The 26,118-nt window shown below is 57.7% G+C and carries 21 protein-coding genes; 6 read left to right on the forward strand and 15 right to left on the reverse strand.

The window, feature by feature from the left end:
* Positions 1–7 precede the first annotated feature (7 nt).
* Both ETAA8_RS02410 and ETAA8_RS02415 read right to left on the reverse strand, forming a co-directional pair.
* Positions 8–1,267: a GspE/PulE family protein gene (locus ETAA8_RS02410; RefSeq protein ID WP_145084355.1), complete on the reverse strand. Its 1,260-nt coding sequence runs from the start codon at positions 1,265–1,267 to the stop codon at positions 8–10.
* Positions 1,264–1,620, reverse strand: a complete 357-nt coding sequence (locus tag ETAA8_RS02415; RefSeq protein WP_145084358.1) for an STAS domain-containing protein — start codon at positions 1,618–1,620, stop codon at positions 1,264–1,266. The genes ETAA8_RS02410 and ETAA8_RS02415 overlap by 4 nt, the downstream gene beginning before the upstream one ends.
* A 185-nt stretch (positions 1,621–1,805) precedes the next feature.
* Here ETAA8_RS02415 and ETAA8_RS02420 point away from each other — a divergent pair, with 185 nt between their 5' ends.
* Complete coding sequence (locus ETAA8_RS02420; protein ID WP_145084361.1) at positions 1,806–2,951, forward strand: esterase/lipase family protein; 1,146 nt, start codon at positions 1,806–1,808, stop codon at positions 2,949–2,951.
* Between the two features lie 63 nt (positions 2,952–3,014).
* On the opposite strand, the gene ETAA8_RS02425 is transcribed toward ETAA8_RS02420, so the two are convergent.
* From ETAA8_RS02425 to ETAA8_RS02455, 9 genes are all read right to left on the reverse strand, one after another.
* Complete coding sequence (locus tag ETAA8_RS02425; RefSeq protein ID WP_145084364.1) at positions 3,015–3,458, reverse strand: hypothetical protein; 444 nt, start codon at positions 3,456–3,458, stop codon at positions 3,015–3,017.
* Between the two features lie 107 nt (positions 3,459–3,565).
* A complete protein-coding gene (locus ETAA8_RS02430; protein ID WP_145084367.1) occupies positions 3,566–4,726 on the reverse strand; it encodes a type II secretion system F family protein in 1,161 nt (386 codons plus the stop codon).
* 71 nt (positions 4,727–4,797) lie between these two features.
* Positions 4,798–8,271, reverse strand: a complete 3,474-nt coding sequence (locus ETAA8_RS02435) for a PVC-type heme-binding CxxCH protein (protein WP_145084370.1) — start codon at positions 8,269–8,271, stop codon at positions 4,798–4,800.
* Positions 8,272–8,344: 73 nt separating this feature from the next.
* Entirely contained in the window at positions 8,345–10,048 is a 1,704-nt protein-coding gene (locus ETAA8_RS02440) for a GDSL-type esterase/lipase family protein (RefSeq protein WP_145084373.1), read from the reverse strand.
* Positions 10,049–10,141: 93 nt separating this feature from the next.
* Complete coding sequence (locus ETAA8_RS02445) at positions 10,142–11,959, reverse strand: arylsulfatase (protein ID WP_202921518.1); 1,818 nt, start codon at positions 11,957–11,959, stop codon at positions 10,142–10,144.
* Positions 11,960–12,172: 213 nt separating this feature from the next.
* Positions 12,173–12,379: a DUF7639 domain-containing protein gene (locus tag ETAA8_RS36035; protein WP_449224061.1), complete on the reverse strand. Its 207-nt coding sequence runs from the start codon at positions 12,377–12,379 to the stop codon at positions 12,173–12,175.
* A gap of 36 nt (positions 12,380–12,415) precedes the next feature.
* Positions 12,416–12,712 (reverse strand): DUF7638 domain-containing protein, encoded by a 297-nt coding sequence (locus ETAA8_RS36040; RefSeq protein WP_449224062.1) that lies wholly within the window; start codon positions 12,710–12,712, stop codon positions 12,416–12,418.
* Positions 12,713–12,844: 132 nt separating this feature from the next.
* A protein-coding gene (locus ETAA8_RS02450) for an IS5 family transposase (protein ID WP_202921519.1) occupies positions 12,845–13,635 on the reverse strand; the annotation gives its coding sequence in 2 pieces (ribosomal slippage) (positions 12,845–13,287 and positions 13,287–13,635; 792 coding nt in all).
* Between the two features lie 175 nt (positions 13,636–13,810).
* Entirely contained in the window at positions 13,811–14,521 is a 711-nt protein-coding gene (locus ETAA8_RS02455; RefSeq protein ID WP_145084378.1) for an ROK family protein, read from the reverse strand.
* A 303-nt stretch (positions 14,522–14,824) separates the two neighbouring features.
* On the opposite strand from ETAA8_RS02455, the gene ETAA8_RS02460 reads away from it, so the two are divergent.
* On the forward strand, positions 14,825–16,351 hold the full coding sequence (locus ETAA8_RS02460; RefSeq protein WP_145084381.1) for a serine/threonine protein kinase: 1,527 nt from the start codon (positions 14,825–14,827) through the stop codon (positions 16,349–16,351).
* 52 nt (positions 16,352–16,403) lie between these two features.
* On the opposite strand, the gene ETAA8_RS02465 is transcribed toward ETAA8_RS02460, so the two are convergent.
* Complete coding sequence (locus ETAA8_RS02465; RefSeq protein ID WP_145084384.1) at positions 16,404–16,724, reverse strand: DMT family transporter; 321 nt, start codon at positions 16,722–16,724, stop codon at positions 16,404–16,406.
* Positions 16,725–17,754: 1,030 nt separating this feature from the next.
* Here ETAA8_RS02465 and ETAA8_RS02470 point away from each other — a divergent pair.
* The 4 genes from ETAA8_RS02470 (at position 17,755) to ETAA8_RS02485 (ending at position 22,896) form a co-directional block, all read left to right on the forward strand.
* On the forward strand, positions 17,755–19,446 hold the full coding sequence (locus ETAA8_RS02470) for a DUF1549 and DUF1553 domain-containing protein (protein ID WP_238397661.1): 1,692 nt from the start codon (positions 17,755–17,757) through the stop codon (positions 19,444–19,446).
* A gap of 132 nt (positions 19,447–19,578) precedes the next feature.
* Positions 19,579–20,856, forward strand: coding sequence for a DUF1501 domain-containing protein (locus tag ETAA8_RS02475; RefSeq protein WP_145084387.1), 1,278 nt, complete (start codon positions 19,579–19,581; stop codon positions 20,854–20,856).
* A gap of 180 nt (positions 20,857–21,036) precedes the next feature.
* Entirely contained in the window at positions 21,037–21,993 is a 957-nt protein-coding gene (gene mch, locus ETAA8_RS02480; protein WP_145084390.1) for a methenyltetrahydromethanopterin cyclohydrolase, read from the forward strand.
* 18 nt (positions 21,994–22,011) lie between these two features.
* Positions 22,012–22,896, forward strand: coding sequence for an ATP-grasp domain-containing protein (locus ETAA8_RS02485; RefSeq protein ID WP_145084393.1), 885 nt, complete (start codon positions 22,012–22,014; stop codon positions 22,894–22,896).
* Positions 22,897–22,983: 87 nt separating this feature from the next.
* On the opposite strand, the gene ETAA8_RS02490 is transcribed toward ETAA8_RS02485, so the two are convergent.
* The 3 genes from ETAA8_RS02490 to ETAA8_RS02500 form a co-directional block, all read right to left on the reverse strand.
* Positions 22,984–23,718, reverse strand: coding sequence for a DUF4198 domain-containing protein (locus ETAA8_RS02490; protein ID WP_145084397.1), 735 nt, complete (start codon positions 23,716–23,718; stop codon positions 22,984–22,986).
* A 170-nt stretch (positions 23,719–23,888) separates the two neighbouring features.
* On the reverse strand, positions 23,889–24,308 hold the full coding sequence (locus tag ETAA8_RS02495; protein WP_145084400.1) for a hypothetical protein: 420 nt from the start codon (positions 24,306–24,308) through the stop codon (positions 23,889–23,891).
* A 2-nt stretch (positions 24,309–24,310) separates the two neighbouring features.
* Complete coding sequence (locus ETAA8_RS02500) at positions 24,311–25,972, reverse strand: HEAT repeat domain-containing protein (protein WP_145084403.1); 1,662 nt, start codon at positions 25,970–25,972, stop codon at positions 24,311–24,313.
* Between the last annotated feature and the right edge of the window lie 146 nt (positions 25,973–26,118).

Consider the following 26,118-nt stretch of genomic DNA (forward strand, 5'->3'; position numbering starts at 1 on the left):
CGGGAGGCTAAAATTCCAGCCCGAGATACTCGGCAGGCAGTTCTTGCAGCACTTCCTCGGTCGAGGTGATGCCTTGGGCAACTTTTAGCATCGCTCCCCGGCGGAACTCGATCATTCCACTGGCGATGGCCGCTCGTTGAATATCGTCGGCTCCCGAGCCATCGAGAATCATGCGACGCAACTGCCGATTCATCGTCATGATCTCAAAAACACCCACCCGGCCACGATAACCTTGTTGCCCGCACTCTTCGCAGCCGCGGGGCCCGTAGATATAGCTGCCTTGACCGGCCTGCAAAAACGAGGCAATTTCAGCGAACGTCTCCGGCGAATCGCTGACGTCGTAGGCGGTGCGGCACGTCAGGCACAGGGTCCGCAGCAAGCGCTGCGCGACGACACCCAACAAGGAACTGGAAAGAAAGAATGGGTTTGCCCCGAGCGCGAGCATGCTTTGCACCGCACCCGCGGCAACCGGAGCATGCAACGTGGCTAATACCAGGTGGCCACTGTTGGCCGCGCGCACGGCAGTGTGGGCAGTCTCTTCGTCGCGAACTTCGCCGATCATGATGACGTCGGGCGCTTGTCGCAGAATGTTGCGCAGCAGTTCCGGAAAGTCGACACCCAGCTTCGGATTCGCCTGCGATTGGCGAATGCCGGAAATCGCATACTCGACGGGGTCTTCGAGCGTATTGATCTTGCGACTGCCATTATCCAAGTGCTGAATGCAAGCATAGAGCGTGGTAGTTTTGCCAGTGCCCGTTGGACCTGTCACCAGGATCAAGCCGGAGGGACTTGTCAGCAGCGAGCTAAGTTTGGCGAATTCACCATCACTGAGCCCCAGGTTGTCCAGGGTCTTCAAGCCAACTTTGCGATCGAGCAGCCGGGCAGTCAAGTCTTCCCCAAACAGCGTAGGAATGATGTTGATCCGCAAGTCGATGCGCCCTTCATCCCGCTCGATGATCCAGCGTCCTTCCAGCGGTCGGCGTCGCTCGGCGATATCAATGCCGGCCTCGGCCTTGATGTAGTTGATGAGGAAGCGACCTTGTTCTTTCGAAACCACAGCCACCGGCTCCAGCTGCCCATGCAGGCGGACGGCGACGGTCAACGATCCTTCTTCAGTCAGCAAGAATAGATCGCTGGCATGAGTATCGGCCGCCAGATCGATGATTCGCTGCACTGCCTGTTGAGGGTTGCACTCGCCAAGTTTTAAATCTGGCAGGCGTCGCTCGCGAAAGGTGATGGATTGACTGTCTGCAGTGAGTTGGTTCATGGCGCGACTCCTCGCACGACCTCTTCGGCATCGCGCCGCGTACCCGCCAGGTGCAGGAGCTTCTCCATCTTGAGCAACTTCAACGTATTGGCGACTGCTGGCGAGATGGAATGCACGATGAGCTTGCCACCCCGTTCGCGAAACCGTTTGTGCATCAAAATTAACCAGCCGACGCCACTCGAATCGAGAAAGGGGGTTCGGCTCAGATCCAGCAGAACCTGCCGTTGATACGCCTCGGCACCCAACAAATCGCTGAGCAGGTCTCCCACTGGAGAAAGCTGGCGTTGAGTCAGATCCCCCTCGATGCGTAAGTGCGCGAGGTGGCCATTGTCTTCGGCAACAAGCAGCTGCATGTAACATCCGATTCTAGAGGGAGGCTCTTACCGACTGATGCCAACTTCGCTATTTGGCGGCTCAATCTAGACCGCTACGATGAAGGGATGTTGAAGATTTCACGCAGGACGTGAATATGCCGAGAGCCCCGGCTAGCAGTGGGAATGGGCGCGCCCACTTCCCCGCCGGATAGATAGATCGAATAATGAACCGTTCAGGATTCGTAGAGGCCAAGTGCAAGGGCAATCCGGAAGCTCGCCCAGTGAATAGCATGCAGAAATTTCGCCAAATCCTGGGAACGGCTTTCATCTTTCTGACAGTCGGCCTGATGTCTGTCGCCTGCGGACAGGCCCCTTCAGAGTCTCCCACACTGCCGTTCGCCGTTCCCACCTTCACGCCGCCGAATCTCCCCTCGATTACTCTGGGGGGAGAGCAGTTCTGGAGTGACGAAGTCGTGCGCCACGGCTGGCGGGTGCAAATCAACGCACTGACGGGGCATCATCGGCTGCTCGATCAAAAAGAAGTGCGTCGCGCGTGGGGTGACCATGCTACGTGCGTGGCCGCCTTAAACGAAACGGCCCTGCGCGAAGCGTGGCCACCGCCGAAGAAGAAGGCGGTCATCACGATGCACGGACTGATTCGCAGTCGCGACACAATGGAAGGGATCGGTGCCTACCTGGCCAAGGAAGGTGATTACGAGTGGGTGAACATCGGCTATGCGAGCACGCGCCGCACCGTCGACCAGCATGCCGAGTCGCTGGCAAAGATTATTGCCGGGCTCGATGGTGTCGAAGAAATCAACTTCGTCTGCCACAGCTTAGGGAATATCGTCGTGCGGCGTTATCTGGGCGAAGCTTCTGCTGCTGAACCAAAGTGGAAGCCCGACCCGCGCATTAAGCGTCTCGTCATGCTCGGCCCGCCCAACAACGGAGCCGAACTGGCCAAGCGCTTCAAAGGGAACAAACTGGTCGCCATGGTCCTTGGCTCTAGTGGCAAACTGCTGGCGGGAGAATGGGATGTTGTTTCGACCAGGCTGGCAGTTCCCAAATGCGAGTTCGGCATCATTGCTGGTGGCAACGGTACCGACGCCGGCGCTCATGGATTGATCGCGGGAGATGACGACGCTGTCGTTGCCGTAGCCGAGACCCGCCTGCCCGGGGCCTGCGATTTTCGCGTCGTTAACTTGCTTCACGGCCAGTTGATGAACGATCCGCAAGTTCGCAACTATACGCTGAACTTCTTGCAGAAGGGCTGCTTCGAGGCACCTGAACTGCGTCAGCCCATTACGGTTCCCGACATGCCTAAGACGAGGCCGGAACAAGGTACTCCGCAGTTCCGGCAAATGCCCTAGTGCTCCTCGCGACTCAGGTCGAACTTCGCAACATTTGAGATCAGTGACGTGCTGATTGCGAAGCTAATCGAATGAATAGCCCGCGAAACAAATCTCATCTGGCTCGCCATTGCGGTAAAGAATGATATAGACACCCAGGCCTCGATCGACGTCTTCAAGAAAACTCATTTCGTTTTCGACCATTGCTCTGGTTGGTTGAGCGGTTCCATAAAGCTCTTCGAGATGCTCGCCTGGCAGTGGAGAAACCGCACAAAACTCGGGCTCTTCAGCGACGTGATCCATGTCGAGAATCGAGCGAGTGCCATCTTCGGCTGCGTCCTCGCGCGCAGCGTCGATTGAATCGTGACCTGCACCCGGCGCGGGCGAATTTGCAGTCACCGGGTAATCGGGAAATAGAATCACGGGATTATATCGGCCAGCCAGGAACTCGCGCTGTCGAAGCGTTTGCAGTGCTTCGTCAATATCTGGGTTGTATTTTTCGAAATACCAGTAGGGCGAACTTCCCATGCGACCGGCTCTCTAAATAGCAGTTTGTGTAACGACTCTATTCGAGCACGAGTATGCGATATTGATTTGGAGTTCTCAATAGTCGCTGCAGCATTTATTAGTTGATGTTAGATCGGCTCGTTAATCACCGAATACAACTGGCCAATATAAAACATGGCCATGCGTGCAATGGCGAGTACTATCACCAGCGTGACGACGAGAAACGTGACCGCCGTCGCAGCCATCGTCAGCATTCGCATCGCTCCTTGTGCCTTCTCTTCGTATTGCTTCGTCAGTCGCAGAAGCGATTCGTTGGTGGTGCCGGCGATCTCGGCCGTTTCGAGCGCGAAGAGAAAGTCGTCGGGAAAGGCCTTGGTTTGCGCGAAGGCTTCATGAAACGTCTGGCCTCGGCCAATGGCTGCCGTCACTGCCGCGGAATGTTGCTCGTAGTGCTTGTTTTGCGTCGCTGCGATGGCCAGTTCCACCACGCGTCGCGCGTCCATGCCACTTTCGAGGCCGAGCGCAAACGACCAGGTGAGCCGGGCGAGCGCGAACGCTTCCAAACAGTTGCCAATGATGGGCAGTCGCATCGCCATCTGAATCGGTGCGGGACCGAACCAGCCTCGTAGCAAGCCGTTGATCGCCAGCACGATGCCGGCGATGACGGTGGCCACGGAAGCAATGAAGATTAAAGCGCCAGATGCGCCGGAAAGACCCAGCCCGAGGATATCGAGCTTCACGCCATCGACGAGTGTGTTGACGAAGCCGTTGATCCAGATGACCAGCGCAATGACGAACGTCGCGCCGAACAACTGAATCATCGGCCACGCGATGCCGAAGTAAAACATGCGGCGCATGGCCGCCTGCTGCTCGTAGTAATGAGCCAGTTTAAGGAGGACTTCGTCGAGTTGGCCGGTTTTCTCGCCAATTTCGACCATCTGGCAAGTGAGGGGCGGGATATAACCGTGGCATCCGCGCATGGCATCGGCGACGGTATCGCCGGCCGAAACGCGGCGAAAGATCTGCTCCATGTGACGGCGATGCGATTCTTTGCCGCGCGACGCCTCCGATTGCCAGATGCGGCGAATATCGACACCCGCTTTGATCGAAGTGCCGACACGCTGGCAAAGGCCAATCAATTCGCCCGCGGAGATCGTCCACGTCAGTCCAGTTTTGCCCGGCTCAATCTGGGGCGCGCGTTCGCTGCCGCGAGCAACGCGGCCCTCACGATCGACGGCACTGGCGGCGTCAGTGGGGACAATCGGTCGTGCTTGCTCATAAGAAGTCATCGCACACCCCAAGCTTTTAGTGGCCAAGTTTCCTACCCTAGCCCCCAGTTCCTAGTTCCCAGACCCGTCGCCTACTTCCCTCCCACCAATTGTACCTTGGCAGCCGAGTCAGCTGCGTCGATCACTTGCAACTTGAGCGAACTTGTCTGCACGTTGCGATCGACAGCCAGCGTGACGTTGTGTATGCCGGTGACCAAATTCACCGTCAACTGCTTGTCCTTCAGCGCTTGCGGCTTGCCATCGATCCACAATTGCACACCTGCGACTTCGTCGAGGGCGAGTGCGACTTTGCCCGGCGTGCTCACATCGAGTTGTGCCCGCAGGAATGTGGTGGGGGGCAACTGCTTGTGAGGCTTGAAGGTCGGCAGACCTTCCAGCGGCAATTCGCCGGCCACGCGGCTGTAAGCACTGTTCCAGGTGAAGGCTTCGTCGTCGGTTGCGGCTGCATCGAAACTGGTGCGATTCAGCTTGGTGTTCGCAGCTGGGGAATGTTGCAGTACTTGCCAGCGCCGAACGGGCCGCGTCTGACCGACTGTATACTTGCCACCGACTTTGCCCAGCTCGCTCAAAAACCGCAGCAGATCGGCCAGTTCCGTTTTGGTGAGCGTGTCGACGGCACCGTCGGGCATTAGCGAACGGCTGTCCTTGATGCCTTCGATATCGCTCTTGGCCAGCGTAACGAGCTTGTCTTCGGCGGTCCGCAAGATCAACTGATCTTTCGAGTCGCGCACAATCAGCCCGGTATAAACTTGTCCGCTCGCTTCGAGCACCAGTTTGGCGTGATAGCCTTCTTTCACTTTGCTTGCGGGAGTGATGAGGGACTCGAGCAGATAATCGGGCTGCGCACTCGCACCGATGCTGACCAGATCGGGACCGACCACTCCACCCGCGCCGCCGATGGCGTGACATTTGAGGCACGCCAGTTGAGTGGAGCGATAGATGGCTTCTCCTTTTTCTGGGTTACCCTGGTCGCGGGCCAGCGAAACGATTTCGTTGATGAATTCGGGGGACAACTTCCAGCCCGCGACATCCAAGCCCCCCGCCTTCTGCGCGCTGGCGATGAGTTCTTCGGAAGGCTGCGGAGCGCTGCGGGCCGCGCGAATCACCAGCTTCGCCACGTCGGCCGATAAGTTTTGATTGGCTAGCGCGCTGGTCAAGGCAGCGGCACCACCCTTTCGAGCCAGCAGGGGTTGAATCACGGCGGCGGGGTCTACGCCATCTGCCCCTTCGTTCAGCAGTAGCACCGTGCCAAACGCGGTTGCCTGCAAGTCGGCCGAGGCCAGGGCTGCAAGCGCATGCTGACGATCGACGATCGGACGACCTTTGCTCGCCAGCGCAGCCAACTTCAACTGATTTTCTGCTCCCCCCGCTAGACCCAGCGCTTCGATGGCAGCCTGTCGCACGCTGGCGGGCTGATCCTCGCTCATTGCCAGCACTGCCACTGCGTCATTGGCCCCCGGTAACTTCCACTGTCCGGCCGCCAGCGCCGCCGCGGCGCGGAGGCGGGAGTCGCTGGCATCGAACAACTTCGTCAAGCGAGTTAGATCGCTGCTGGGTTGCACTTTGCGCAGGCGGCTCGTCTCGCGAAGGGCATCGAGCAGTGCTGCCCGCTTCGCGACATGCAGGCTAGTGTCGTTCCCCACGACCATTTCGAACACCGCGCCCAGTTCTTTCGGCCCGCCCAAGCTGGCCACAATAGCGAGTACACCTTCGACGCGTTCCGCGGGAATCTTGTCTTGCTGAATGAGCTTCAATAGCGGAGCCACCACCTCGGGCGAGTCGACCGCCTTGAGTGCGAAGGTAAGTTGATTCACATCGCTGACGTTGAACTTTCCTTCGTGCAACGCGGGGAGCCAACTGGCGCTCAGATCGCGCATGGTCGTCCACAGGGCGAAGTCGAGAAAACGATCCATGGGACGATTCAGCACGACGAGCGCGGCTTCGGCTGCCCGCGGATTGTCGATTTCCGCGAGGGCGCGGACCGCTTCCAGTCGCACGCGGGGATGCTCGTGATCAGCAGCTGCCGCTGCGAACTCCAGAAAATCTGCGGCGGGAATTTTCTTTCGCCAATGAACTGCCGTGCGAACGGCGGCCGCGCGAACGCGATGGTCTTCGGATCGCGTCAATTCACCGAGCACAAATGGCCTCGGTTGATCGAGCGCTTCGTAGACCCAGAGCGCTTCGAGCTTTTGTTGATCACGGTTCGTGGCCGTGGCTGGAATGGCCGCGACCCAGGCATCGACAGCCGCGGGAACCGTCGATTGCTTCAGGTCACTCCAATGCCGATTCTTCAGGATCGTTTTCGCGTGCTGCCGGACCCATTCTTCGGGCTGTTTTAAAAGATCGAGAAGCTTTTCAGTCGAAGTATCCGCAGCAATTTCGGTTCGTAGCAACGGCCGCCCCTTCGCCGTCACGCGCCAGATGCGGCCGTGGGTGTGATCGCGGCGCTCATCGCGAAAATCGACTTCGCCGTGCTGAATGATCGGGTTGTACCAGTCGGCAATGTAGATCGCGCCATCAGGGCCCATCTTCACATCGATGGGACGAAACGCCACGTGGGGCGTCTTGATCAGTTCGGTTTCCTGCTTCGACGCATACCCGCTGCCATCTTCGGTCACCGTGAAGCGGCAAACGCGATGCGCGCGAAAGTCGTTCGTTATCATCGAGCCGTCCCATTCGGGAGGCAGATGCCGGCCGCCGATAATCTCCAGCCCGCAATGCTTGGGGCTGCCGGGGTTCAGTCCGGTCATCAGCCGCTTCGCACCCGGGGCGGAAACAAACACCGAACCGGGGAAGACGTAGTTAATCCCTTCGCCATACGCACCGTCGGTGGCGAATGACTGGCCCCAGCGATCGATGTGATGACCCCACGTATTCACAAAGCCATAGGCGAGCACTTCCAGCTCGAGCGTTTCCGGCCGAAAGCGCCAGATGCCGCCGCCGTTCAAACGCTTCACGCCATACGGCGTTTCGATGTGCGAGTGAATGTAGATCGACTGATTCATGTAGAGACAACCATCGGGCCCCCAACGCAATGTGTGGAGCAGATGGTGCGTATCTTCGGTGCCAAAGCCGGAGAGAATCACCTTCGACGAATCCGATTTGAGATCGCCGTTCGTATCGGCCAAGTAGAGAAGTTCCGTGCTATTCGCGACGTAGCAGCCACCCTTGTTGTCCGGAATCACTCCGGTAGGAATCAGAAGTCCATCGGCAAAGACGTTGGTCTTGTCAGCTGTGCCGTCGCGATTGGTGTCTTCAATCACCAGAATCTTGTCGGTCGCTGTCTGCCCCGGCTTGATCTGGGGATAGACCTCGCTCGAAGCGATCCACAATCGGCCCTGAGCATCGAAGTTCATCTGAATCGGCTTGGCCAGCAGCGGGTCCGCGGCGTACAGACTTACTTCAAAACCTTCCGGCACCACGAACGTCTTACGTTCCTCTTCTGGATCGGTGCTCGGGATGTTCTTCAGGTCTCGCTGAGCGAACAATGTGCTGGCGACTGCCGTTGTGATGAGCAGGGCGAGTAGCTGGGTAAATCGTTTCATTGGATATGGGAGTGTTGTGAGGAGGCTGAAGGATGCGGTCGCGGAACTTTGCTGGAAATGCCAGGTTCGGCCATTACGGAGCGAGTTTGACCTCAAAGCGATGTGGCTGTGGCTGGCGGAGTTCCGCGATTTCTTTTTCTTTCTCGGCAATTAACGGATCGAATTGCGGAATCTCGACCGCATTGTTCCCCTGCTCATGCTTACGGAAGAGGAAGAGATAGGTTTCGTTTTGGGGGCGATGGCGATTAAAGAAGAGCGTGTTCTTCTCGTTGATTTTGCGTTGCAGTTCGACACTCCGCTGGAGCGTCAGCGGCACGGCGAAACGCTCGTTCCAAGCATTGGGCGCTTGCTGCGGTTCGCCATCGATGAACAAGTGATAACCGGCCCCAGTCAGGCCCTGCAGGTGCAGCATGCGGTTGGCATTCAGTGGCGCGGGGAGTGGCAAATCAATCCCTCGCCAGATGGCGGAGAACGAAACACCACTCGCATCGACCTTCAAATCCGTAACTTGAGCGCCCACGGCGTCGAGCGAATTCTGTTTCAAGTCAATCGCTACATTCCAATCAGCCTTCGGGACGCCCAGTTGTGGCAATAACTCGCGAGCCAGCAGATACTCGCCCGCTGGTGTGAGATGCACGCCGTTTTCCGAGACGACCTTGGCGCCGATTTCGCCCGAAGGAACAGAGTTATAAAGGTCGACGAAGGCATGCTCGCGAGCTTTCGCCGTTTCGGCAATCACATCGCGATAGAGCTTCAAGCTCGCGTTGTATTCCTTCTGATCGGGGAGCGGATAACCGAGCGACTCATGTTGCCGCGGACTAAGTAACAAAAGTCGCGCGCCAGTCGCTTCGAGCGAATCGAGCAGTTTATTCAGGCCGTCGCGAAAGCCATCAATGCCGCTTTCGCCTTCGTAGGCTTCGTTTTCGCCGTAGCAGACAATGATGACCGTTGGATTGCAGAGGTTCACATCGCTAAGCAATCGTTTGAATCCATCGGCACGCGTGCCGAACACCGCTCGGGCGTCACCCCAAACGGTGTCACCGCTCCAGCCCAGGTTACGGAACGTGATGTTCTTATCGGGCAGCCCCGCTGTAATCATCGTTTCGAGATAGTTGTACTTCTGCATCCGTTCGATGAAGGCACTGCCGAGAAAGACCACGCGGTCGCCGTCGCGAAAATCGAAAAAGCCCTTCTCGGTCGCGCGCGGCTTGCTCGTCACAACTGCGGCTTGGGGCGTTTTCACTTCACCAGCTTTGCCCCACGGCGCGAGCTTGCCATATTCGCCCAGCACGACGGCGCTGGTCCAGTTGCGGTCGTCAAATTCCAAGCGGGCCCAATTGCCGAACTGCTTCGCGGTGAATTTCCACTCGGCATCGGTGACAAATTCAATCGCAGGCTTGTTGTCTTTTTGCTGAATAGCGACCTTGGCAACAAGTCCTGCCGGATCGGTGCCGTCGTTGGTGGCCATCACGGCCAGGACGTTGCGTCCCGGAATTAACAGCGGACCAAGGTCGTAGCGCGTGCGCGTCTGCCAGACCGCGCCCGAACCAACATTGTGGCCATTGAGAAACAACTCGTAGCGATTGTCGACAGTGATTTCGACGGTGCCGGACCGCGGCGCATCGACATCGAAGCCACGGCGGAAATAAATATTTCCCGCTGGTGCTTTAACGTTGGCGTCCTTCTCCGACCAGATCCAACTGGGCTCAGCGGCGGGGGCGAGCGAGGCGAAGGCGAGCACGAGGGAACTCAAGACGTGCGCAGAAAGGAGTTTCATAAGTCGACGGAATAGCAAGCGGGTTATGGTAAGGCCAGCGGAATTCGAAGCTTCCTGGCTGGCGCTGCAGGTTTGCTGCGGAAGCCGTTCATTCTATTCCAAACGGCGGATGGTCGTGTAATAAGCACCCCGACTTCCACCATCGGCTTGTGTCAGCCAGGTCTGCAGCATGGCGTGCGGGGTGGGCTTCAGGTCGAGTTCGATGGTGAAGCTTTTGGCTCCGGCTGGAATTTTGGCAGACCCTTCCACATCGCCAATTTTCACTTTGGCATCTCCGGCGGGAATCTCGTGTTCGGTTCCTTCCGGACGCATCCGCAGGATGAATTGATATTTCCCCGCGCGCGCCACGCTTACAGCCCAGAGACCATTCACGAGTGGATTGCCGGCGACACCACCTTGGCCGCTTTGGTTCCAAGGAGTGGCCGGGCTGCCCGGATGCCAGTCGTGGCAGCAAAGTTCCTGCGACGGAGCAGCTTCAGCTCCTAAAGGAATGTCGCTGTACTCGCCAAAGCGGGGCGAGACATGTTTCCACCAGCGCTCGTATTCGCCGCGCAGTTGGGCCACGACCGGCGCATGATCCGCAGCGATATCTGCCTTCTGCGCAGGATCCGCAACGATGTCGTATAGCTCTTGGCCATCGACCAGTCGATGCTGCTGGGTCAGCACCGCGCACTTGCGCCACATCTCGGGATGTTCCACTCGCTGCGAATGGACGACGAGGGTGCGCGGTTGCCAGGGCTTCGCATTTTCGCCCGCCAACAATGGGGCGAGCGAACGGCCATCGAGTTGCTCGCTGGCGAGTGTTCGCTGGGCGGGGAACTGGCAAATGTCTCGCAGCGTGGGGAGTAAATCGAAATGGGCGGTGAGTTCGCTAACTTCTGATCCCGGCTTGAGCGATTTCAGAAACGGCGCGCGAATGAAACAAGGGACGCGATGACCGCCGTCATACTGCGAGCCCTTTTGCGCTCGCATGCCAGCTGCAAAGCCGTTCCACTGGCCATCGTTCTGTGGGGCAACTTTCTTCTTGGCGTTCTTGCCGCCACCCATTCGACCGCCGCCCACACCGGCAGCCGTGCCATTGTCGGTCATGTAGATGACCACGGTGTTCTCACTCAACTTCCACTCGTCGAGCTTCTTCAGCAACGAGCCGATGTTTTCATCGATGTTCTCGATCATGCCGTAGAAGTTGGCCATCGGCTGCGGCACTCCGCGCTCGACATAAGGCTTCGAGTATTTCGGGTCAACGTTGTACGGCCCGTGCGGGGCATTCGTGGCGATGTAACAAAAGAAGGGATTGTTTTTGTTCTTCTCGATAAATGCCGACGCGTTATGGAACCACACATCGGTGCAATAGCCGGTCTGCTTCTCCGGCGTGCCGTTGCGCGAAAACGTGTCGTCGAAGTAGTCGTTCCCCCAGGCATCGGGCGATTGACCAACCCCGCCGCCACCGCTGAAGAGGGCTTCGTGAAAGCCGCGATCATGCGGCCGATAGGGCCAGTTATCGCCCAAGTGCCATTTGCCGAAGTGGCCCGTGCGATAGCCAGCCTCCGCAAAATACTGCGGCAGGATCTTTTCGTCCTGACGCAAGATCGATCGCCCCATGATCGTGTGCCACACACCGACTCGACAGCTGTACTTGCCGGTCATCAGCGCGGAACGTGTTTCGGCACATGTGGGATCGACATGAAAATTCGTCAACCGCACGCTCTGCTTGGCCAGCGTGTCCAAATGGGGCGTGCGAATCATCGTGTTGCCATGCACGCCTAAATCGCCATAGCCTTGATCGTCCGTAATGATCAGCACGACGTTCGGCGCGCGACCAGCCGCAGCACCCTCTGCCAAAAACGCCGGGCAAGCCACGGCGCCAATCGCCGCAGCCAGAAGTACGAGTGAGGTTAAAGTGTGAGACATACGCATAAAATGTCCGCCGCCAGGAAGAGGCTCGATTGAAACTGCCACGATCTCAGCAGTGAAAAGTGAAACCGGGAGGGCCCGAGTTTTGGCCCCGGATTTCTTCAAGCGTAACAAATCGCTCGCCAGTTTCCCATTCCGAGCGCACGGACGACTCGGCGAGCAGGCCGCTGAACTTGGCGACTTTACGGGCAACTTCGATTACCACCTTCGCTATTCCTGGGACGACGCCTCATCTGCAAGTACTTTGCGAATAGGAATATCTTTCAGCTCTGGACCTAACAGCCAGCAGTCGAGATGCGATGGAATGGATTCGTACTCCAGTTTAAGGATTTGGCGGTTGGACTCCGTTGGATCATGAAGGAACTGTTGGAATGCTTGGCGACGCATGTCGCTGCTAGTTGGCAATCCATTGAGCATCCGCTGAATGTCCTTGACTTCCTTAAGAAATTCTATCTATTCTACAATCGGCATCACGTCACTAATATTGAATCCGATCAAATCCGGTATGGAAATCCTCGCCAAATCTGGTACTCGTGTGCAAATCTGTCCAGAATCAATCGCAGCTATTAGTTGAGCTTCAATCAGAAAGTCGTTGTCAAGCTGAAACCTCCCATCTTGCAAAATTTTTAGCTCGGTCAATTTAAAGCTGCTAAATCTCCGCATGAATACACGATATGGCACAAACTCTACCAATCCCTGGTCCGTCTGCACAAATACTCGATTCGACTGGCTACTTGATCTTTTTTCCATCAATTACCGCCTTAAGAATCGCATCAAATGGAATTTCGTTTGTAGCAAGACCATGCACTTGCTGCTCTATATACCGCGCCTTCTTCCCCATTTCTTTCATAAGTGCCTTATCTCTAAGAGGCTGTCTGAAAATCAAGCTTTTGCCTTCCTTTTGCCTGCTCTGCGGAGCATGAGTCGGATCATGCTGACGTAGATCATGGCTTCGCTGGTCTCTGGCAATTCTTCGTAGTCGCGGCTGTGGCGGCGATATTGGCTCAGCCAGGCGAACGTGCGTCCGACGATCCAGTGTTTGGGGAGAAGTTGAAAGCCCGCCGTGGCGGTTCGCTTGACGATTTCCAAGTTCCAACGGACCGAGTCCCAAAACCAGTCGACCAACTGGCCGGCGTAGCCACCGTCGGCGAACACGGTTCGCAAGCGAGGGAGTGTGCATTTCATTTGCTCGATCAGCAGCTTCGCGCCGTCGCGATCTTGAATGTCGGCTGGATGCACGAGAGCGGTAAGCACCAAACCCTGCGTGTCGACCATCAAATGCCGCTTGCGACCGCAGATCTTCTTGCCAGCATCATAGCCGCGAGGCCCTTTTTTGCGGTCGTTTTCGCCGACTGGCTATCCATGATGCCGACCGAAGGCTCGGCCTTGCGACCCTGCGATTTTCGCTCCAGGCGACGCAATGCATCGTTCACCCGCTGCCAGGTGCCATCGATGCGCCAGAGGCGAAAGTAGTGATAGAACGATTGCCACTTGCCAAATTCCTTCGGTAAAGCTCGCCACTGACAACCTTCTTTGTTCACGTAGAAGATGCCGTCCAGGATTCGCCGCCAACCGATCTCCAGCTTGCGGCCGCGCGGCTTTGGAGCTGGCAGCAACCGCTCAATCACCTGCCATTCCGCATCACTCAATTCACTCGGATAGACGGCTTCCATGCCTCGCGCTCCTCCATAAAACTGTTCAAGATCAATCCGTATCATTCCTCTCCAACAACTGAACTGGCCATAGAATAACCTCTCACGCTATGCTACGAAAATAGCATTTTCAGACAGCCGCTAAGGAGCAGAATCAATCAGCGGCCTGTTCGCCGGGATTGATTGGTAGCTCGGTTCAGCCACTAATGCGGAAGCGCTCGGGATAGATCGAGAGACCACGTTCGATGGAAACGTTAGTATCTTCCCACATCCGCACGCCGCCAAAGTAAGCGTTGTGATTGCCGCCACGGCGACAGCCTTCGGGCATCTCTTCGATCTTCTTGGCATTGCCGCCACCCAGCATGACGTAGTCGGCGAGAAACGCCTGCTTCCAAATCGAAGCCGCTTCGGCCACTGCTCGCCGCCAGCGCTTGGCACCGTTGAGTTCCAGTCCTTTGCGGCAGAGAAGTTCGTTGAACGTTTCGCCGCCGGTAAATTTCAAGTGGCCGAGCGCGAGAGGAATGACTTTGCCGTCGCTCACGAACGACGTTCCCAGATTCGTGCCAAAGCCCAGATAGAGCATGCGGCCGCCATCGTAACTGCCGAGGGCCTGCATACAGGCATCGTTCATCAGTCGCGTGGGGCAACCGAAGGCGCTGGCGTAGTCGAAGCCGACCCAACCTTTTCCCAGTGCCCAGGGGTCGTTGGCGGGATGACCGTTAATCACTTCGCCGGGATAACCAATCGAGACGCGCTCGAATTTCCACTCTTTGGTCAGTTCGCGGACCTTCTCGACCATCGCTGCAGGAGTGAGGTCTTTGCCGGACGGGATTTTTTGCTTGTCCCCTTCGCCAGTCGTCCAGACTTTGACGTTTGTACCACCGATATCCAACACCAGAATATTCATGGGAGCGATCCTCTGCAGAAGAGTGAGGTCGGAAACGGCGGACGAACGAATGACCATTCAGCAATATCGCGAGCACCTTCAGCGAAAGCAAACCTCGTGCCGCGAAAGTGCAGTAGAGTGAACCGAGGAGCGCAAATGCTCAGCCATTGCGGGAGCTTGGGCCTTGAAATAGCATGGCTTACGTATTGATTCGCTGTCGAAATACCGGCAGCGGCCAAACTCGCCGCGGGCGACGCAGCGGGGCCAATGGTAGACGACTAGCCAGGCAAGTGCCGAGCGGGTCGCATGTTTCGGGTGTTGTGAATGTCGGACGTGACTGCCGAAAAACTGGGCCAGCGGATCACCGACTCTGGCTTAATGGATTCTCACCAGCTCGAATCGGTCTGGAGTGAGCTGGGTACTCGCGACATCACGCTCGAACAATTCACCAGCATGCTCTTGCGCCGCGAGTTTCTTACCAACTATCAGCTCGATCGTTTGCTGAAGGGTGAAAAAGGGGGCTTTTTTTACGGCGATTACAAGGTTTTGTACCTGGTGGGTACGGGCACTTTCGCGCGCGTGTATCGCGCGGTGAATATCAAAACGGCCAAGGTGGTGGCCCTGAAAGCCCTCCGCAAGCGGTTCCGCGCGGAGCCGGGCATGACCGAACAGTTCATTCGCGAAGGTCAGATCGGCGCCAAATTGCGGCACCCGAACATCGTTCCCATCTATGAGGTGAGCGAGAAGCCGAGCCCATATATGACGATGGAGTTTGTCGAGGGCCGAAACTTGCGCGAGTTCCTCAAAGTGCGGAAGTCGCTTCCCCCAATTGATTCGCTGCGGCTGGGCGTCGACATTTTTGCGGGCCTGGCATATGCGTTTGAACACGGCATGACGCACCGGGACCTGAAGACGTCGAACGTGCTGGTGACGAGCCGGGGCCGGGCAAAACTCGTGGATTTTGGCTTGGCCGGACTGCAAAAAGAGAACTCGCTGAAAGAGGACGACCTGAACAATCCACGGACGATCGATTATGCAGGCCTGGAGCGGGCTTCGGGCGTGCGTAACAACGACCCCCGCAGCGACCTCTTTTTTGCTGGCTGCATTCTGTACAACATGATCGGTGGCGAACCGCCCCTCTCGGAGACCAAGGATCGGATGTCGCGCCTGAGCGTACAGCGATACCAGAACATCCGCCCCCTGCATCAGCTGGTCCCAGACATTCCGAATCGTTTGCTCGCGTTCGTGAATCGCGCGCTGGAGATGAATCCCGATCGCCGCTTCGGCAGCGCCGCCGAAATGCACGAGGAAGGGAAGCGGGTTCTCGCGCGGCTCGAATCTGGCGATTTAAGCGAGTCTGAGCAAGCAGCCGAGGTCACGGCGCCCAAGAGCGGCGCGCCGCTGACGATTGCGTCCGACCAGGAAGGATCGGGCAAGACCGTGATGCTGGTCGAGAGCCGAATTGACATTCAGGACCAGGTTCGCGAACGATTGAAAAAGCACGGCTACAAAGTGCTCGTCTTCAGCGATCCGGTACGAGCGCTGGGGCGGTTCACGGAATATGAGCCAGCCGCCGCTGACTGCGTGTTATTCTCGACCGTGGGGCTGGGGGATGATGCGCTCGAAGCGTTCAATCGGTTCGGCACCGCCGAGCACACCAAGAATCTGCCTGCCATTCTATTTGTCGATTCGCGGCAAGCTGGCATTGTGAAGAGCGCGCAGCTCTCTCCTAAGCGACGCATGTTACAGATTCAGGGCGCGCTCAAGGTTCGCGAAATTCGGGACGCACTCCTCGCGCTGCTACGCCCCGGTTACATTCGCGCCTCCGCAGCTGCTGCGGACGAGTCTTAACCACGTTGGCGAGTCATTTCTTTGACTCGCCCTCAGGTATGGAGTGGCTGAGCTACAAGGGTTCAGTCAGCTTCAAGCCGATGATGCCGCCGAGGATCAGCAGGATGCAGCCGATTCGTACGGCATTGACTGGTTCGTGAAACATCACAATGCCGGCGATCACTGCTCCAATCGCGCCGATGCCGGTCCAGACGGTATAGGCTGTTCCCAGGGGCAACGTGCGCATGGAGTAACCCAGCAGCAACATGCTAAGAGCGAGCGTCACGATCGTGAACACACTCGGCCAAAAGAGTTTGAAACCGTCACTGGCCTTGAGCCCGGTCGACCAACAGACTTCGAATAAACCCGCCACCACCAAAATGAGCCAAGCCATGCTTGCACCTCTTCGAGCGGCAGGGTCGTCCCTGCAGATGCCAAGCCCGCCAATTTCGGGGGAGCATAACCAAGTTTCAGCCCTCGGTTTGCTCGGGTCGTCCCGCCAGCCACTGCGGAAAGTTTAGGCAGCTGGCCGCGGACGTCAACCGACGTAGTGCCGGTCTGTGCTCCCAGTGCTTGGCAGATCCTCTCACTCCATACGCGAATTGCTTTTGGCACGCCACTTGCTTTTATGGTGGCATTCCCAACGAGGACCGGAACTCTTCGGTGGGAACGATTCCTGATGCGGGCCGGAACAGAGAAGTGGCATCCACAAGATGCTAGGGGCCGGCGAAAAGAGGCTAACTGACGCAGATTCCTGCGATGGTTAGAGAGAAAAGACAGACGAGAGGCAATCAGGAAACGAGTTTGAGGCAGCTGAGGGCGTCTGGACAGCGCACTCGGCAATGCATCACAGGCGAGCTGATTCGACAAGTCGAGTCAGCTCGCCTGCTGCATTTTGATAGAGCAATTTTGCAACACAGTGTTTAGAAATTAGACACTCTCTGCTTCGGCTGAAGCGATGCCAGTAAACGATTTGACGGATTGCGGCCAGCCGCAGGCGTCTCTTGTCGGTGTGACGATTGATCGCCGGCTAACCCGAGTCTTGCATCCTGCACAGGCGTTCTGCACAGGATTGCCGCCAGGAAGCCGCTAACTGCCAGCACTTTTTGATTGAATTCCAGCGTAATGAGCGATAGACTCACTCATTCTGAGACCGCCGAGGGACAGAAATAACAAAAAAGCGGAGTACTTTTCCGCCGCAGTGTCGTTTATCGGTTGTCGGGGAACACTTTCGGACGATGCGAGACACCTGCCGATGGTGCCCTAAGTCCTGATGGCAAGACCGCGAAAGAGATCTCAGCGAGTTCGCTCCTGGTTCACTCTTGGTGTGCCTCAGGACTTTCCAGGATGGTTGTTACAGGCGATGGTTTTGACGGCGACAGGGTAGGCTTCCCGACTTATCGTTCACAGGCAGTGAGGGAATTATGTCACGTATTGTAGGTGGTTTGTTGTTGGTGGCCCTGATGGGTGGAGTCGTGTTCCAGGTGAATGCGCAAACTCCGAAAGCTGGTGCTACGTCGACAGCCGCAGACTACAACATTCCTCAAGTCAAATACATCAACGAGCAGATTCGTCAAGTTTGGACCGACAACGGCATGGTTCCGTCGCCGCCGGCTACGGAAGGCGAATGGTGCCGTCGCGTTTATCTCGATGTCATCGGTCGTGTCCCCTCGGTCACCGAACTGAAAGAGTTTCAAGCCGATAAGACTCCCGAGCGCAAGCTGAAACTGGTCAACAAACTGCTCAACGACGAAATCTATCTCGAAGACTACGCTCGCAACTGGACGACGATTTGGACGAACATCCTCATCGGTCGCACTGGCGGTACTGAGCAGCGCACGCTGACCAGTCGCGAAGGGATGCAGAAGTATCTCCGCGATTCGTTTGCCCAAGACAAGCCTTATGACCGGATGGTGTACGAACTGGTCTCGGCCACCGGCACAACTTCGCCCGGTGGCAAGGGCTTCAATGGCGCTGCCAACTATCTGGTGATGAAGTTGGAAGAGAAGGCCGCTCAAGCCACGGCCATGACTGCGAAGAACTTCCTCGGCCTGCAAGTGCAATGCACGCAGTGCCACAACCATCCGTTCAACGATTGGAAGCAGCAGAAGTTCTGGGAGTTCAACGCGTTCTTTCAACAGACTCGCGCTCTCCGCACGTTCATTCCTGGCACTCGCGATGTGCAGTCGGCCGAACTGGTTAATCAAGACTTCGCCGGTGAAGGTGGTGGTGGCGATGCTTCGGAAGCCATCATTTTCTACGAACTTCGCAACGGCCTGATGGCCAGTGCTTATCCCGTATTTGTCGATGGCAAAGAAGCTCCTCGCAGCGGTTATGTGTCGGACGTGAATCGTCGCGAAGTCCTCGCCAAGATGATTGTTGCCTCCGATTACATGGACAAGATGATTGCCAATCGCATATGGCACCACTTCCTCGGTTATGGCTTCACCAAGCCGATCGACGATATGGGCCCGCACAACACGCCGACTCACCCCGAACTGCTCGATTACTTGGGCAAAGAAGTTCGTAAGAACAGCTTTAACCTCAAAGAATTGATCAAGTGGGTGGCTCTGAGCGAAGCTTATTCGCTGTCGAGCAAGATCACCCCCAGCAACAAGGCCGATGACCCGCTGATGGGCGAAACGCCGAAGTTCACTCACTTCTACCTGCGGAATATGCGGGCTGAAGAATTGTACGAATCGCTGATCGTGGCGACCGAAGCTCAAAAGACCAAGGGCGATTACGCCGAACAGGAAAAGCTGAAGACGCAGTGGCTCTCGCAGTTCAATCAAACGTTCGGTACCGACGAAGGTGACGAGCAGACGACCTTCAACGGCACGATTCCCCAACAGCTGATGATGATGAACGGCGATCTGGTGAAAAAAGCCGTCAGCACCGAACAGGGAAGCTTTTTGCAGAAGGTGGCGACCAGCAAGCTGTCGCCAGCCCAAAAGATCGATTACTTGTTTCAGTCTGCTCTCTCGCGTGCACCGACGCAGAGCGAAGTCGACATTGCCAACAAGTTGCTTACGGCCCGTGGTGGCGACTCGGTCGCTGCCTTGCAGGATGTGTTCTGGGCGGCACTCAATGCCAACGAGTTCATCCTGCAACACTAAGGAGCCATTTCGCCTCAACCATTTCGCTCAACACCCTCATTAACTCAGCAGACTCCCTGGTGGAGTTTGCGATAACGAAGATAAGTCAGCTAACTACTAAACCATCGTCGATCATTTCTCGGAGATTCTAGCATGATGAATTCAATTCCCTCGGACATGTCTCGCAGGCACTTCATGTCGCACCTGGCCGGTGCCTCGGCCATGACGATTCCCGCCCTTACGTTCGGCCACAGCTTGCGAACGCACGCTGCCGAACTGAAGAAGAATCATAAGTCAGCGATTCTGTTGTGGATGAGTGGTGGTCCGAGCACGATGGACATCTGGGATCTCAAGCCAGGTGCCCCAACCGGTGGTCCGTTCCGCACCATTCGCACCAAGGGGGACGTCGAGATTTGCGAACACATGCCCCTCACGGCCAACGTGATGGACAAGCTGTCGATCATCCGCTCGATGAGCACTCGCGAAGCCGACCACATGCGTGGTCGCTATTACATGCACACTGGCTATGTGCCGAACCCAAACATCGAACATCCCAGCTACGGAGCTGTGTTGTCGCACGAGCTGATCGATCAACGGGCCAACCTCGAAATTCCTCCCTTCGTTTCCGTCGGTGGCGGTAGCGTTGGTCCGGGCTTCCTGGGCATGGCATGGGCTCCTTTCGTGGTCAGCAGCAATGGCCAGGTCCGTAACTTGGACATGGGCATCGAAGACAAGCGTCTGATGCAGCGGATGGCCGCCCTGGACATGATCGAGAAGAACTTCATCAGCCAGAATCGTGGTTCGGCTTCGGAGGATCACATGAAGATCCTCAAGAAGACCCTGAACCTGATGACCAGCGAACAGATGGAAGCCTTCAAGGTCACCAAGGAACCGAAGGAAGTTCAAGACCGTTACGGCAACGATGGCTTCGGCCGCGGCTGCTTGATGGCTCGCCGTCTGGTTGAAGCTGGTGTACCGTTCGTCGAAGTCGACCTCGGTGGCTGGGACAACCACGCCAACATCTTCACCACGCTCGGCACTGGCATGAACCCCAAGCTGGGCATCCTCGATCGCTCGATGAGCGCTCTGGTCGAAGATTTGGAAACTCGCGGTTTGCTTCAAGACACCGCCATCATTTGGATGGGCGAATTCAGCCGTACCCCACGCATCAACGGCACGACCGGTCGCGATCACTGGGCCCGCTCTTGGAGCGTGGTCGTCGGTGGCGCCGGCATGAAGGGTGGCATCGCGGTTGGTAAGACCAGTGCCGATGGCACCGCAGTTGAAACCGAACCCTACACCTCGCAAGATGTGATGGCCTCGGTTTGCAAGGCTCTCGGCATCTCGCTCGAAACGACCTTCACCAGCAAGAGTGGTCGTCCGATGAAGATCGCCAACGGCGGCAAGGTCATCAAGGAACTGTTTGCCTAAGGCAACGCAGCTCTGCAGTTGAATTAACTCAGCCGGCCGGAAGTCCTACGATTTCCGGCCGGCTTTTTTATTGGCCGAGAAAACCGCGGAGAAGCGTCAAGCCCCGTTGCGACCCCCCCGGGCCATGAGGCAACATTCGAACTGGCAACTCGTGTAGCTCCAAACTGAAATGATCCTAGTATGCCCGTGGCGAGTCTATCCCTCAACGATCGAGCCTGGCAACGTGCCGACCTCCTGGCGGCTGAGCCGTTGCGCTACAATTTGCATGTCGCCCGGCTTCCTGGTGGAGCGCGGCTGATCGACTGCGGCGTACAGGTCGCTGGGGGCTTGGAAGCAGGTCGTCAACTCGCAGAAATTTGCCTGTCGGGGCTGGGGACCGTCAGCATTGTTCCCGGCGAGCGACAGTTGTGGGCAGGGCCAGCGGTGACAGTTCATACCGATCAGCCCGTGGCCGCGTGCCTGGCTTCGCAATATGCGGGCTGGCAAGTGACGTGCGAAAAGTACTTTGCGATGGGTTCGGGGCCCATGCGGGCGGCGGCCAATCGCGAGCCGCTGTTCAAGGACATTGGCAACACCGAAGCGCCGCAGCAAGTGGTCGGCATCCTCGAAACCAATCAACTGCCGACTGCAGCCATCACCGGTCAGATTGCCGAAGCCTGCCGGGTCGCGCCCGACAAAGTGACGCTACTCTGCGCTCCAACCGCGAGCCTCGCGGGCACCATGCAAGTTGTCGCCCGGTCGCTCGAAACGGCCCTGCACAAATTGCACGAGCTCAAGTTCGATCTCACCAAGATTGTCAGTGGGTTTGGTGTTGCTCCCTTGCCGCCAATCGCCAAGGACGACCTGGACGCGATCGGACGCACGAACGATGCGATTCTTTATGGCGGCGAAGTGACGATTTGGGTCCGCGCAAGCGACGACGAATTGGCCACCCTTGGCCCGCAGGTTCCCAGTAGCTCTTCACGCGATTTTGGCGAGCCGTTCGGCAAGATTTTCGAGCGTTATAGCGGCGACTTCTATAAAATCGATCCGTTTCTGTTCAGTCCAGCCGTGATTAACTTCGTCAATTTGACGAGCGGCAAGTTGCATCGCTTCGGCCAGTTTCGCCCGGACGTGCTGCAGCAGTGGCTGACTTAATCTCGCCTTAAACATCCCATGCGAATCGCCGTGCTGGCTGCTCCCGATAGTTGGTACGCGCGCGACCTGCAGCGGGCTGCCGGCGATCGTTGCGAAGTTTCGATTGCGGCATTCAGCGAAATGAAGGCCAGCATTCCCCGCAGCGGTGCGATCCAAATCTCGAGCGGCGAGTGCAATCTGTCGGCCTGCGAGGCCATCCTTGTTCGCACCATGCCCCCGGGCAGTTTGGAGCAAGTTGTTTTTCGCATGGATTGCCTGGCTCGGTACGAAGCGGCCGGTGGCATCGCGATCAATCCGACCCGCGCGGTCGAAGCGGCCGTCGATAAATTTCTCACTTCCGCCAAGCTGCAATCGGCGGGGCTTCTAACTCCGCGGACGATTGTCTGCCAATCGTTCGAAGCAGGCATGCAAGCCTTTGAAGAGCTTGGTGGCGATGTAGTCGTGAAACCGCTCTTCGGCAGTGAAGGGCGCGGGCTGATTCGCCTGCAAGATAGCAACCTGGCGTTGCGGGCTTTTAAGATGCTCGCGCAGTTGAATGCGGTGCTCTATGTGCAGGAGTTTATTCCGCACGAAGGTGAAGATTGGCGGCTGCTGGTGCTGGGCGAGCAAGTGTTTGGCATGCGGCGGCGCAATCCGCACGACTGGCGGACGAACGTCAGCCGCGGCGCGAGCACAGCGCCGCTAGAAGTTACACCCGAACTGCGAGACTTAGCTCTCCGCGCTGCTGCAGCTGTCCAGGCGCCGATTGCTGGCGTCGATCTGCTTCCCGCGCGCGATGGTCAGCTGTATGTGCTGGAGGTGAATGCCGTACCCGGGTGGAAGGCGCTGGCGCGCACGCTCGATGTCGACATTGCCCGGCATGTAATCGACTTCACCGCGGCTGCCATTCGCAGCCGCGATTAGACACTTTCGTAATGTGGGCTTTAGCCCACATTTGCTCGAGCGGTTCGTGGGCTAAAGCCCACGCTACATGTGAACCTGCTCGAAGCTTTACTTCGCAGCCGCTTCGGGCTTCACTTCGCCGTTCTTCAGCACGAGCGTGCAGTAGTGCTTTTCGGCCTTGTACTCTTTGTCCCCCTTTTTGCCAGCAACCGCGTTGGTGTGGCGAGCGCGGACTTGCCACAACCCCTTTTGATTGGCCTTGAACTTCACCTTGCCGTCGGCATCGGTGAAATTCTCGGTTTCCTTCTCGTACTTGTCTGGGGTCCAGATGATGACCTGGGCATTCGCGGCAGGCTTGCCGTCGAACAGCACTTGCAGTTCCCCTTCTTCACCCTGGAACGAAGGAACGATGTCCAGCTTGAGGTTCTCCGTGCGGGCAAAACTTTTGAGCGCGGCCGGATCGGTCGCGTCGATATGCTTGGCGTGATAGACAAGCAACGAAGGCTCGGCTCCGCCGCGCGAAGTCACACCATATTCGCAATTGGCAGTGAAGGCCCGGCCGACAACGTCGGTCGCCCCCATCCAGGTGCCATTCTCGCCCATGATCTCTTTTTCCAACTTCACTTCGACCGGCGGCTTGCCTGCTTCATGCGCCCAGACCTTGGTGTGGGCCACGTTGTCCAGGAACTTCGCTTCGCTGGCGATCGAATCATCGCCGAAGAGAATATGGACGGCTGGCTTACCGGCCGCATTGGGCCGCGTAGCAATAAAAATGAAGTGAGCCCAGGCGGGCAAGGCGACCAGGCAAACAAGCACGGGCGCAAGGAACGAAGCAACTTTCATCGAGGCACTCCAACAGTTACCAGGAGCGGGACACACTGCCGCGCAGCCGGTGAAGAAACAAAATCGTGGGCGCTCTCCACGTGTGGTGGCTGGCAGGCAAAAGCTGGCGTGACGCAAAAGAGTTGAGAACCAATCTCAAATGAGAGGATAGCTGGTCGCGGAGAGCGTGGTCAAGCGGGCGGGCTGACCGGAGGCTTTGGTTCGCTGAGCAATTTCTCTTGCAGCTTGGTCAATCGAAGGCGCTGGACGGGCGAGCTTTCGGCAGCGAGCAGCTCGCGCCAAAGGTCAGCTTCGAGGAAGAAGCGAGCGGGGTCGCTGATCTTGAGCTTGCGAGCGCAGGAGGAGATGAGTTGCCGGTCGAACCAGCTCAGATGATGAAGTCGGCAGAGTGCGCGGAGCAGTTGCTTCGGCGAGTTTTGTCGCCGTTTCAGCCTTGCGCCACGCCAGCGGAAGACCAGCCAGGTGACGATCGTCGACGTGAGCATCGTCAGTACGATCCAGGCGAGTACCCACGGATGATGAATCACGCCGGGATCGGGGGGCGATGTGATGACGGGAGTCGTGAGAGCTTTTTCAGCCAGCAGCCACATGGTTATGCTCCTGCCGCGGAAGGTGCGAGCGTGTCCGTGGGCATGTCGTCTTCGCTGTGCCTGACTTTTCCTGTTAGCAACTCAGGCGGAGCAGGCGACCGCTCGGCGAACCGCGCGAGGGCTTCTTCTGCAGCTTGAGCTACGAGAGGCGAATGATCGAGAAGCATCCGCCGCAGCGCTTGTTGTGATTCATGGAGGTCGCAATTGGCCAGCGTGCGCACGGCATCGAGCCGGGTGTAATGGTCTTCGTCGTTGAGCAGCAGCTTGATGGCGTCGAACAACTCGGGAACCAATTGCAGCGTGACGGCAATTTGCAGCGCGCGAGTGCGGCGGGCTCGCACCGGAGCCTGCAGTTCCGCGGTCAATTGCGCGGTGGCGGTCGTATCGACCTTCATCACCAGCCAACCGGTCGCCAGGCGCGCTTCGGGGGCCATCGTATCGAAGCTTTGCAGGTAGCGTTCAAAGTTATAGTCGTGCAAGCACTGGGCAGCAGCTTCGCGTTCGGATTGATGCGGACTATCAAGCATTTCGAGCAAGCGCGGGATTGCAGTCGGCGTGGCGCTCGTCCCCATGCGCGCCACCGCTTGCGCGCGGACGAGAGGATCTTCGTCGTCGAGCGCTTGCCAGGCGATTTCGTCGGCTTCGTTTCCTTGAAACTTCGCCAACCCCGCGGCTGCCATGCGCCGGCCGGCCGCACAACCATCTTGCAACGCGAGCGACAACAGCTGCAGCGCTTGCGAGGCTGGCAGATTGGCTTCGGTCACCAGGTTGATCGCAGCGGGCTGTTCGGTGGCAGAGAGGGCGGCGAACACCGCGCCGCTATCCGCGAGCCAAGGCAGGTCGTCGATGCGATGGAGATTGTTGCGCACGACCTGGACTGGTTGATTACCGATTTTGCGGAGCAATTGCCGAATGAATTGCAGGTCGCGCCGCCGGGCGAGAATCTCGAGCGCCGAGCGCGGCGCATGAGGATCGTCCAGATAGCTCAGCAGCAGGCGAATGACGCCGGTGCGCGAGCTCCGCTGCAGCACCTTCGCGACGAAGGGAAAGCTGGGATCGCGCGGGCTTTGCAAAATGCGTTTGACGGTTGCCGTGTCGCGCTCGGCCAGCAACAGCAGCGCTTCGATGAGGGGCAACTTCTGGTGACGATCGACGGAGTCAGCAGTCCGTTCGAGGGCCGGCATCAAGTTGGCACGTTGCAGTTGCGGATCGCGGCGGACGCGATAGTCGCGCGGTGCATGTAGTTCGTCAAACAGCATCTCGGCCAGCAGCAGCGCTACTTCGGCCGCCCGGCGATTGCAGACGTTCTTGGCATCGATGGCTGCCGCCGCCAGCGAAGGAATTTGATCGTAATCGCGCGTAGCGAGCGCCGCCTCACAGGCGTTGCGCACCAGTTGATCGGTCTGACTATTTAGTCCTTGGTGGATAACACCGGACAACCAGCCCGGCTTCTCGGCCACGAGCGAGCGCATCCGGTCGCTCAGTTCGTGCCAACGCGTAAGAACTTCCAGTTCGGCAGCGACGCTTGTGCGGTGCAACAAGGTCCGCAAGCTGCGCTCTTGCAAATGCCGTTGAGGAGCGCGCAGCGCGGCCAGGAGCACGGGAACGGCGGCTTCGTTCTCGGTCTCTGCCAGATAATTCAACGTGGAAACTATGCCCGCCATGCCCGGCACCGCGACACCCCGCCAACTTGAGGAAGCTAACAAACAGGCCGCTAAACTCTACGTCGCCAGAAGTTCGGCGCTGCCGATCCAGGCCGGCAATGGGTCGCGGCTTCGCGTATTCCGCTCTGGTTCTCGCCGCGCGTCGC

This window comes from Anatilimnocola aggregata, assembly GCF_007747655.1.
Taxonomy (GTDB): domain Bacteria; phylum Planctomycetota; class Planctomycetia; order Pirellulales; family Pirellulaceae; genus Anatilimnocola; species Anatilimnocola aggregata.

Coding starts and splice junctions, on each gene's coding strand:
- ETAA8_RS02445 (WP_202921518.1), bottom strand. CDS start 11,959: ATGTCTCACACTTTAACCTCACTCGTACTTCTGGCTGCGGCGATTGGC.
- ETAA8_RS02430 (WP_145084367.1), bottom strand. CDS start 4,726: ATGACTTCTTATGAGCAAGCACGACCGATTGTCCCCACTGACGCCGCC.
- ETAA8_RS36035 (WP_449224061.1), bottom strand. CDS start 12,379: ATGCTCAATGGATTGCCAACTAGCAGCGACATGCGTCGCCAAGCATTC.
- ETAA8_RS02410 (WP_145084355.1), bottom strand. CDS start 1,267: ATGAACCAACTCACTGCAGACAGTCAATCCATCACCTTTCGCGAGCGA.
- ETAA8_RS02495 (WP_145084400.1), bottom strand. CDS start 24,308: ATGTGGCTGCTGGCTGAAAAAGCTCTCACGACTCCCGTCATCACATCG.
- ETAA8_RS02475 (WP_145084387.1), top strand. CDS start 19,579: ATGATGAATTCAATTCCCTCGGACATGTCTCGCAGGCACTTCATGTCG.
- ETAA8_RS02415 (WP_145084358.1), bottom strand. CDS start 1,620: ATGCAGCTGCTTGTTGCCGAAGACAATGGCCACCTCGCGCACTTACGC.
- ETAA8_RS36040 (WP_449224062.1), bottom strand. CDS start 12,712: ATGGAAAAAAGATCAAGTAGCCAGTCGAATCGAGTATTTGTGCAGACG.
- mch (WP_145084390.1), top strand. CDS start 21,037: ATGCCCGTGGCGAGTCTATCCCTCAACGATCGAGCCTGGCAACGTGCC.
- ETAA8_RS02440 (WP_145084373.1), bottom strand. CDS start 10,048: ATGAAACTCCTTTCTGCGCACGTCTTGAGTTCCCTCGTGCTCGCCTTC.
- ETAA8_RS02470 (WP_238397661.1), top strand. CDS start 17,755: ATGTCACGTATTGTAGGTGGTTTGTTGTTGGTGGCCCTGATGGGTGGA.
- ETAA8_RS02460 (WP_145084381.1), top strand. CDS start 14,825: ATGTCGGACGTGACTGCCGAAAAACTGGGCCAGCGGATCACCGACTCT.
- ETAA8_RS02435 (WP_145084370.1), bottom strand. CDS start 8,271: ATGAAACGATTTACCCAGCTACTCGCCCTGCTCATCACAACGGCAGTC.
- ETAA8_RS02465 (WP_145084384.1), bottom strand. CDS start 16,724: ATGGCTTGGCTCATTTTGGTGGTGGCGGGTTTATTCGAAGTCTGTTGG.
- ETAA8_RS02420 (WP_145084361.1), top strand. CDS start 1,806: ATGAACCGTTCAGGATTCGTAGAGGCCAAGTGCAAGGGCAATCCGGAA.
- ETAA8_RS02490 (WP_145084397.1), bottom strand. CDS start 23,718: ATGAAAGTTGCTTCGTTCCTTGCGCCCGTGCTTGTTTGCCTGGTCGCC.
- ETAA8_RS02485 (WP_145084393.1), top strand. CDS start 22,012: ATGCGAATCGCCGTGCTGGCTGCTCCCGATAGTTGGTACGCGCGCGAC.
- ETAA8_RS02500 (WP_145084403.1), bottom strand. CDS start 25,972: ATGGCGGGCATAGTTTCCACGTTGAATTATCTGGCAGAGACCGAGAAC.
- ETAA8_RS02425 (WP_145084364.1), bottom strand. CDS start 3,458: ATGGGAAGTTCGCCCTACTGGTATTTCGAAAAATACAACCCAGATATT.
- ETAA8_RS02455 (WP_145084378.1), bottom strand. CDS start 14,521: ATGAATATTCTGGTGTTGGATATCGGTGGTACAAACGTCAAAGTCTGG.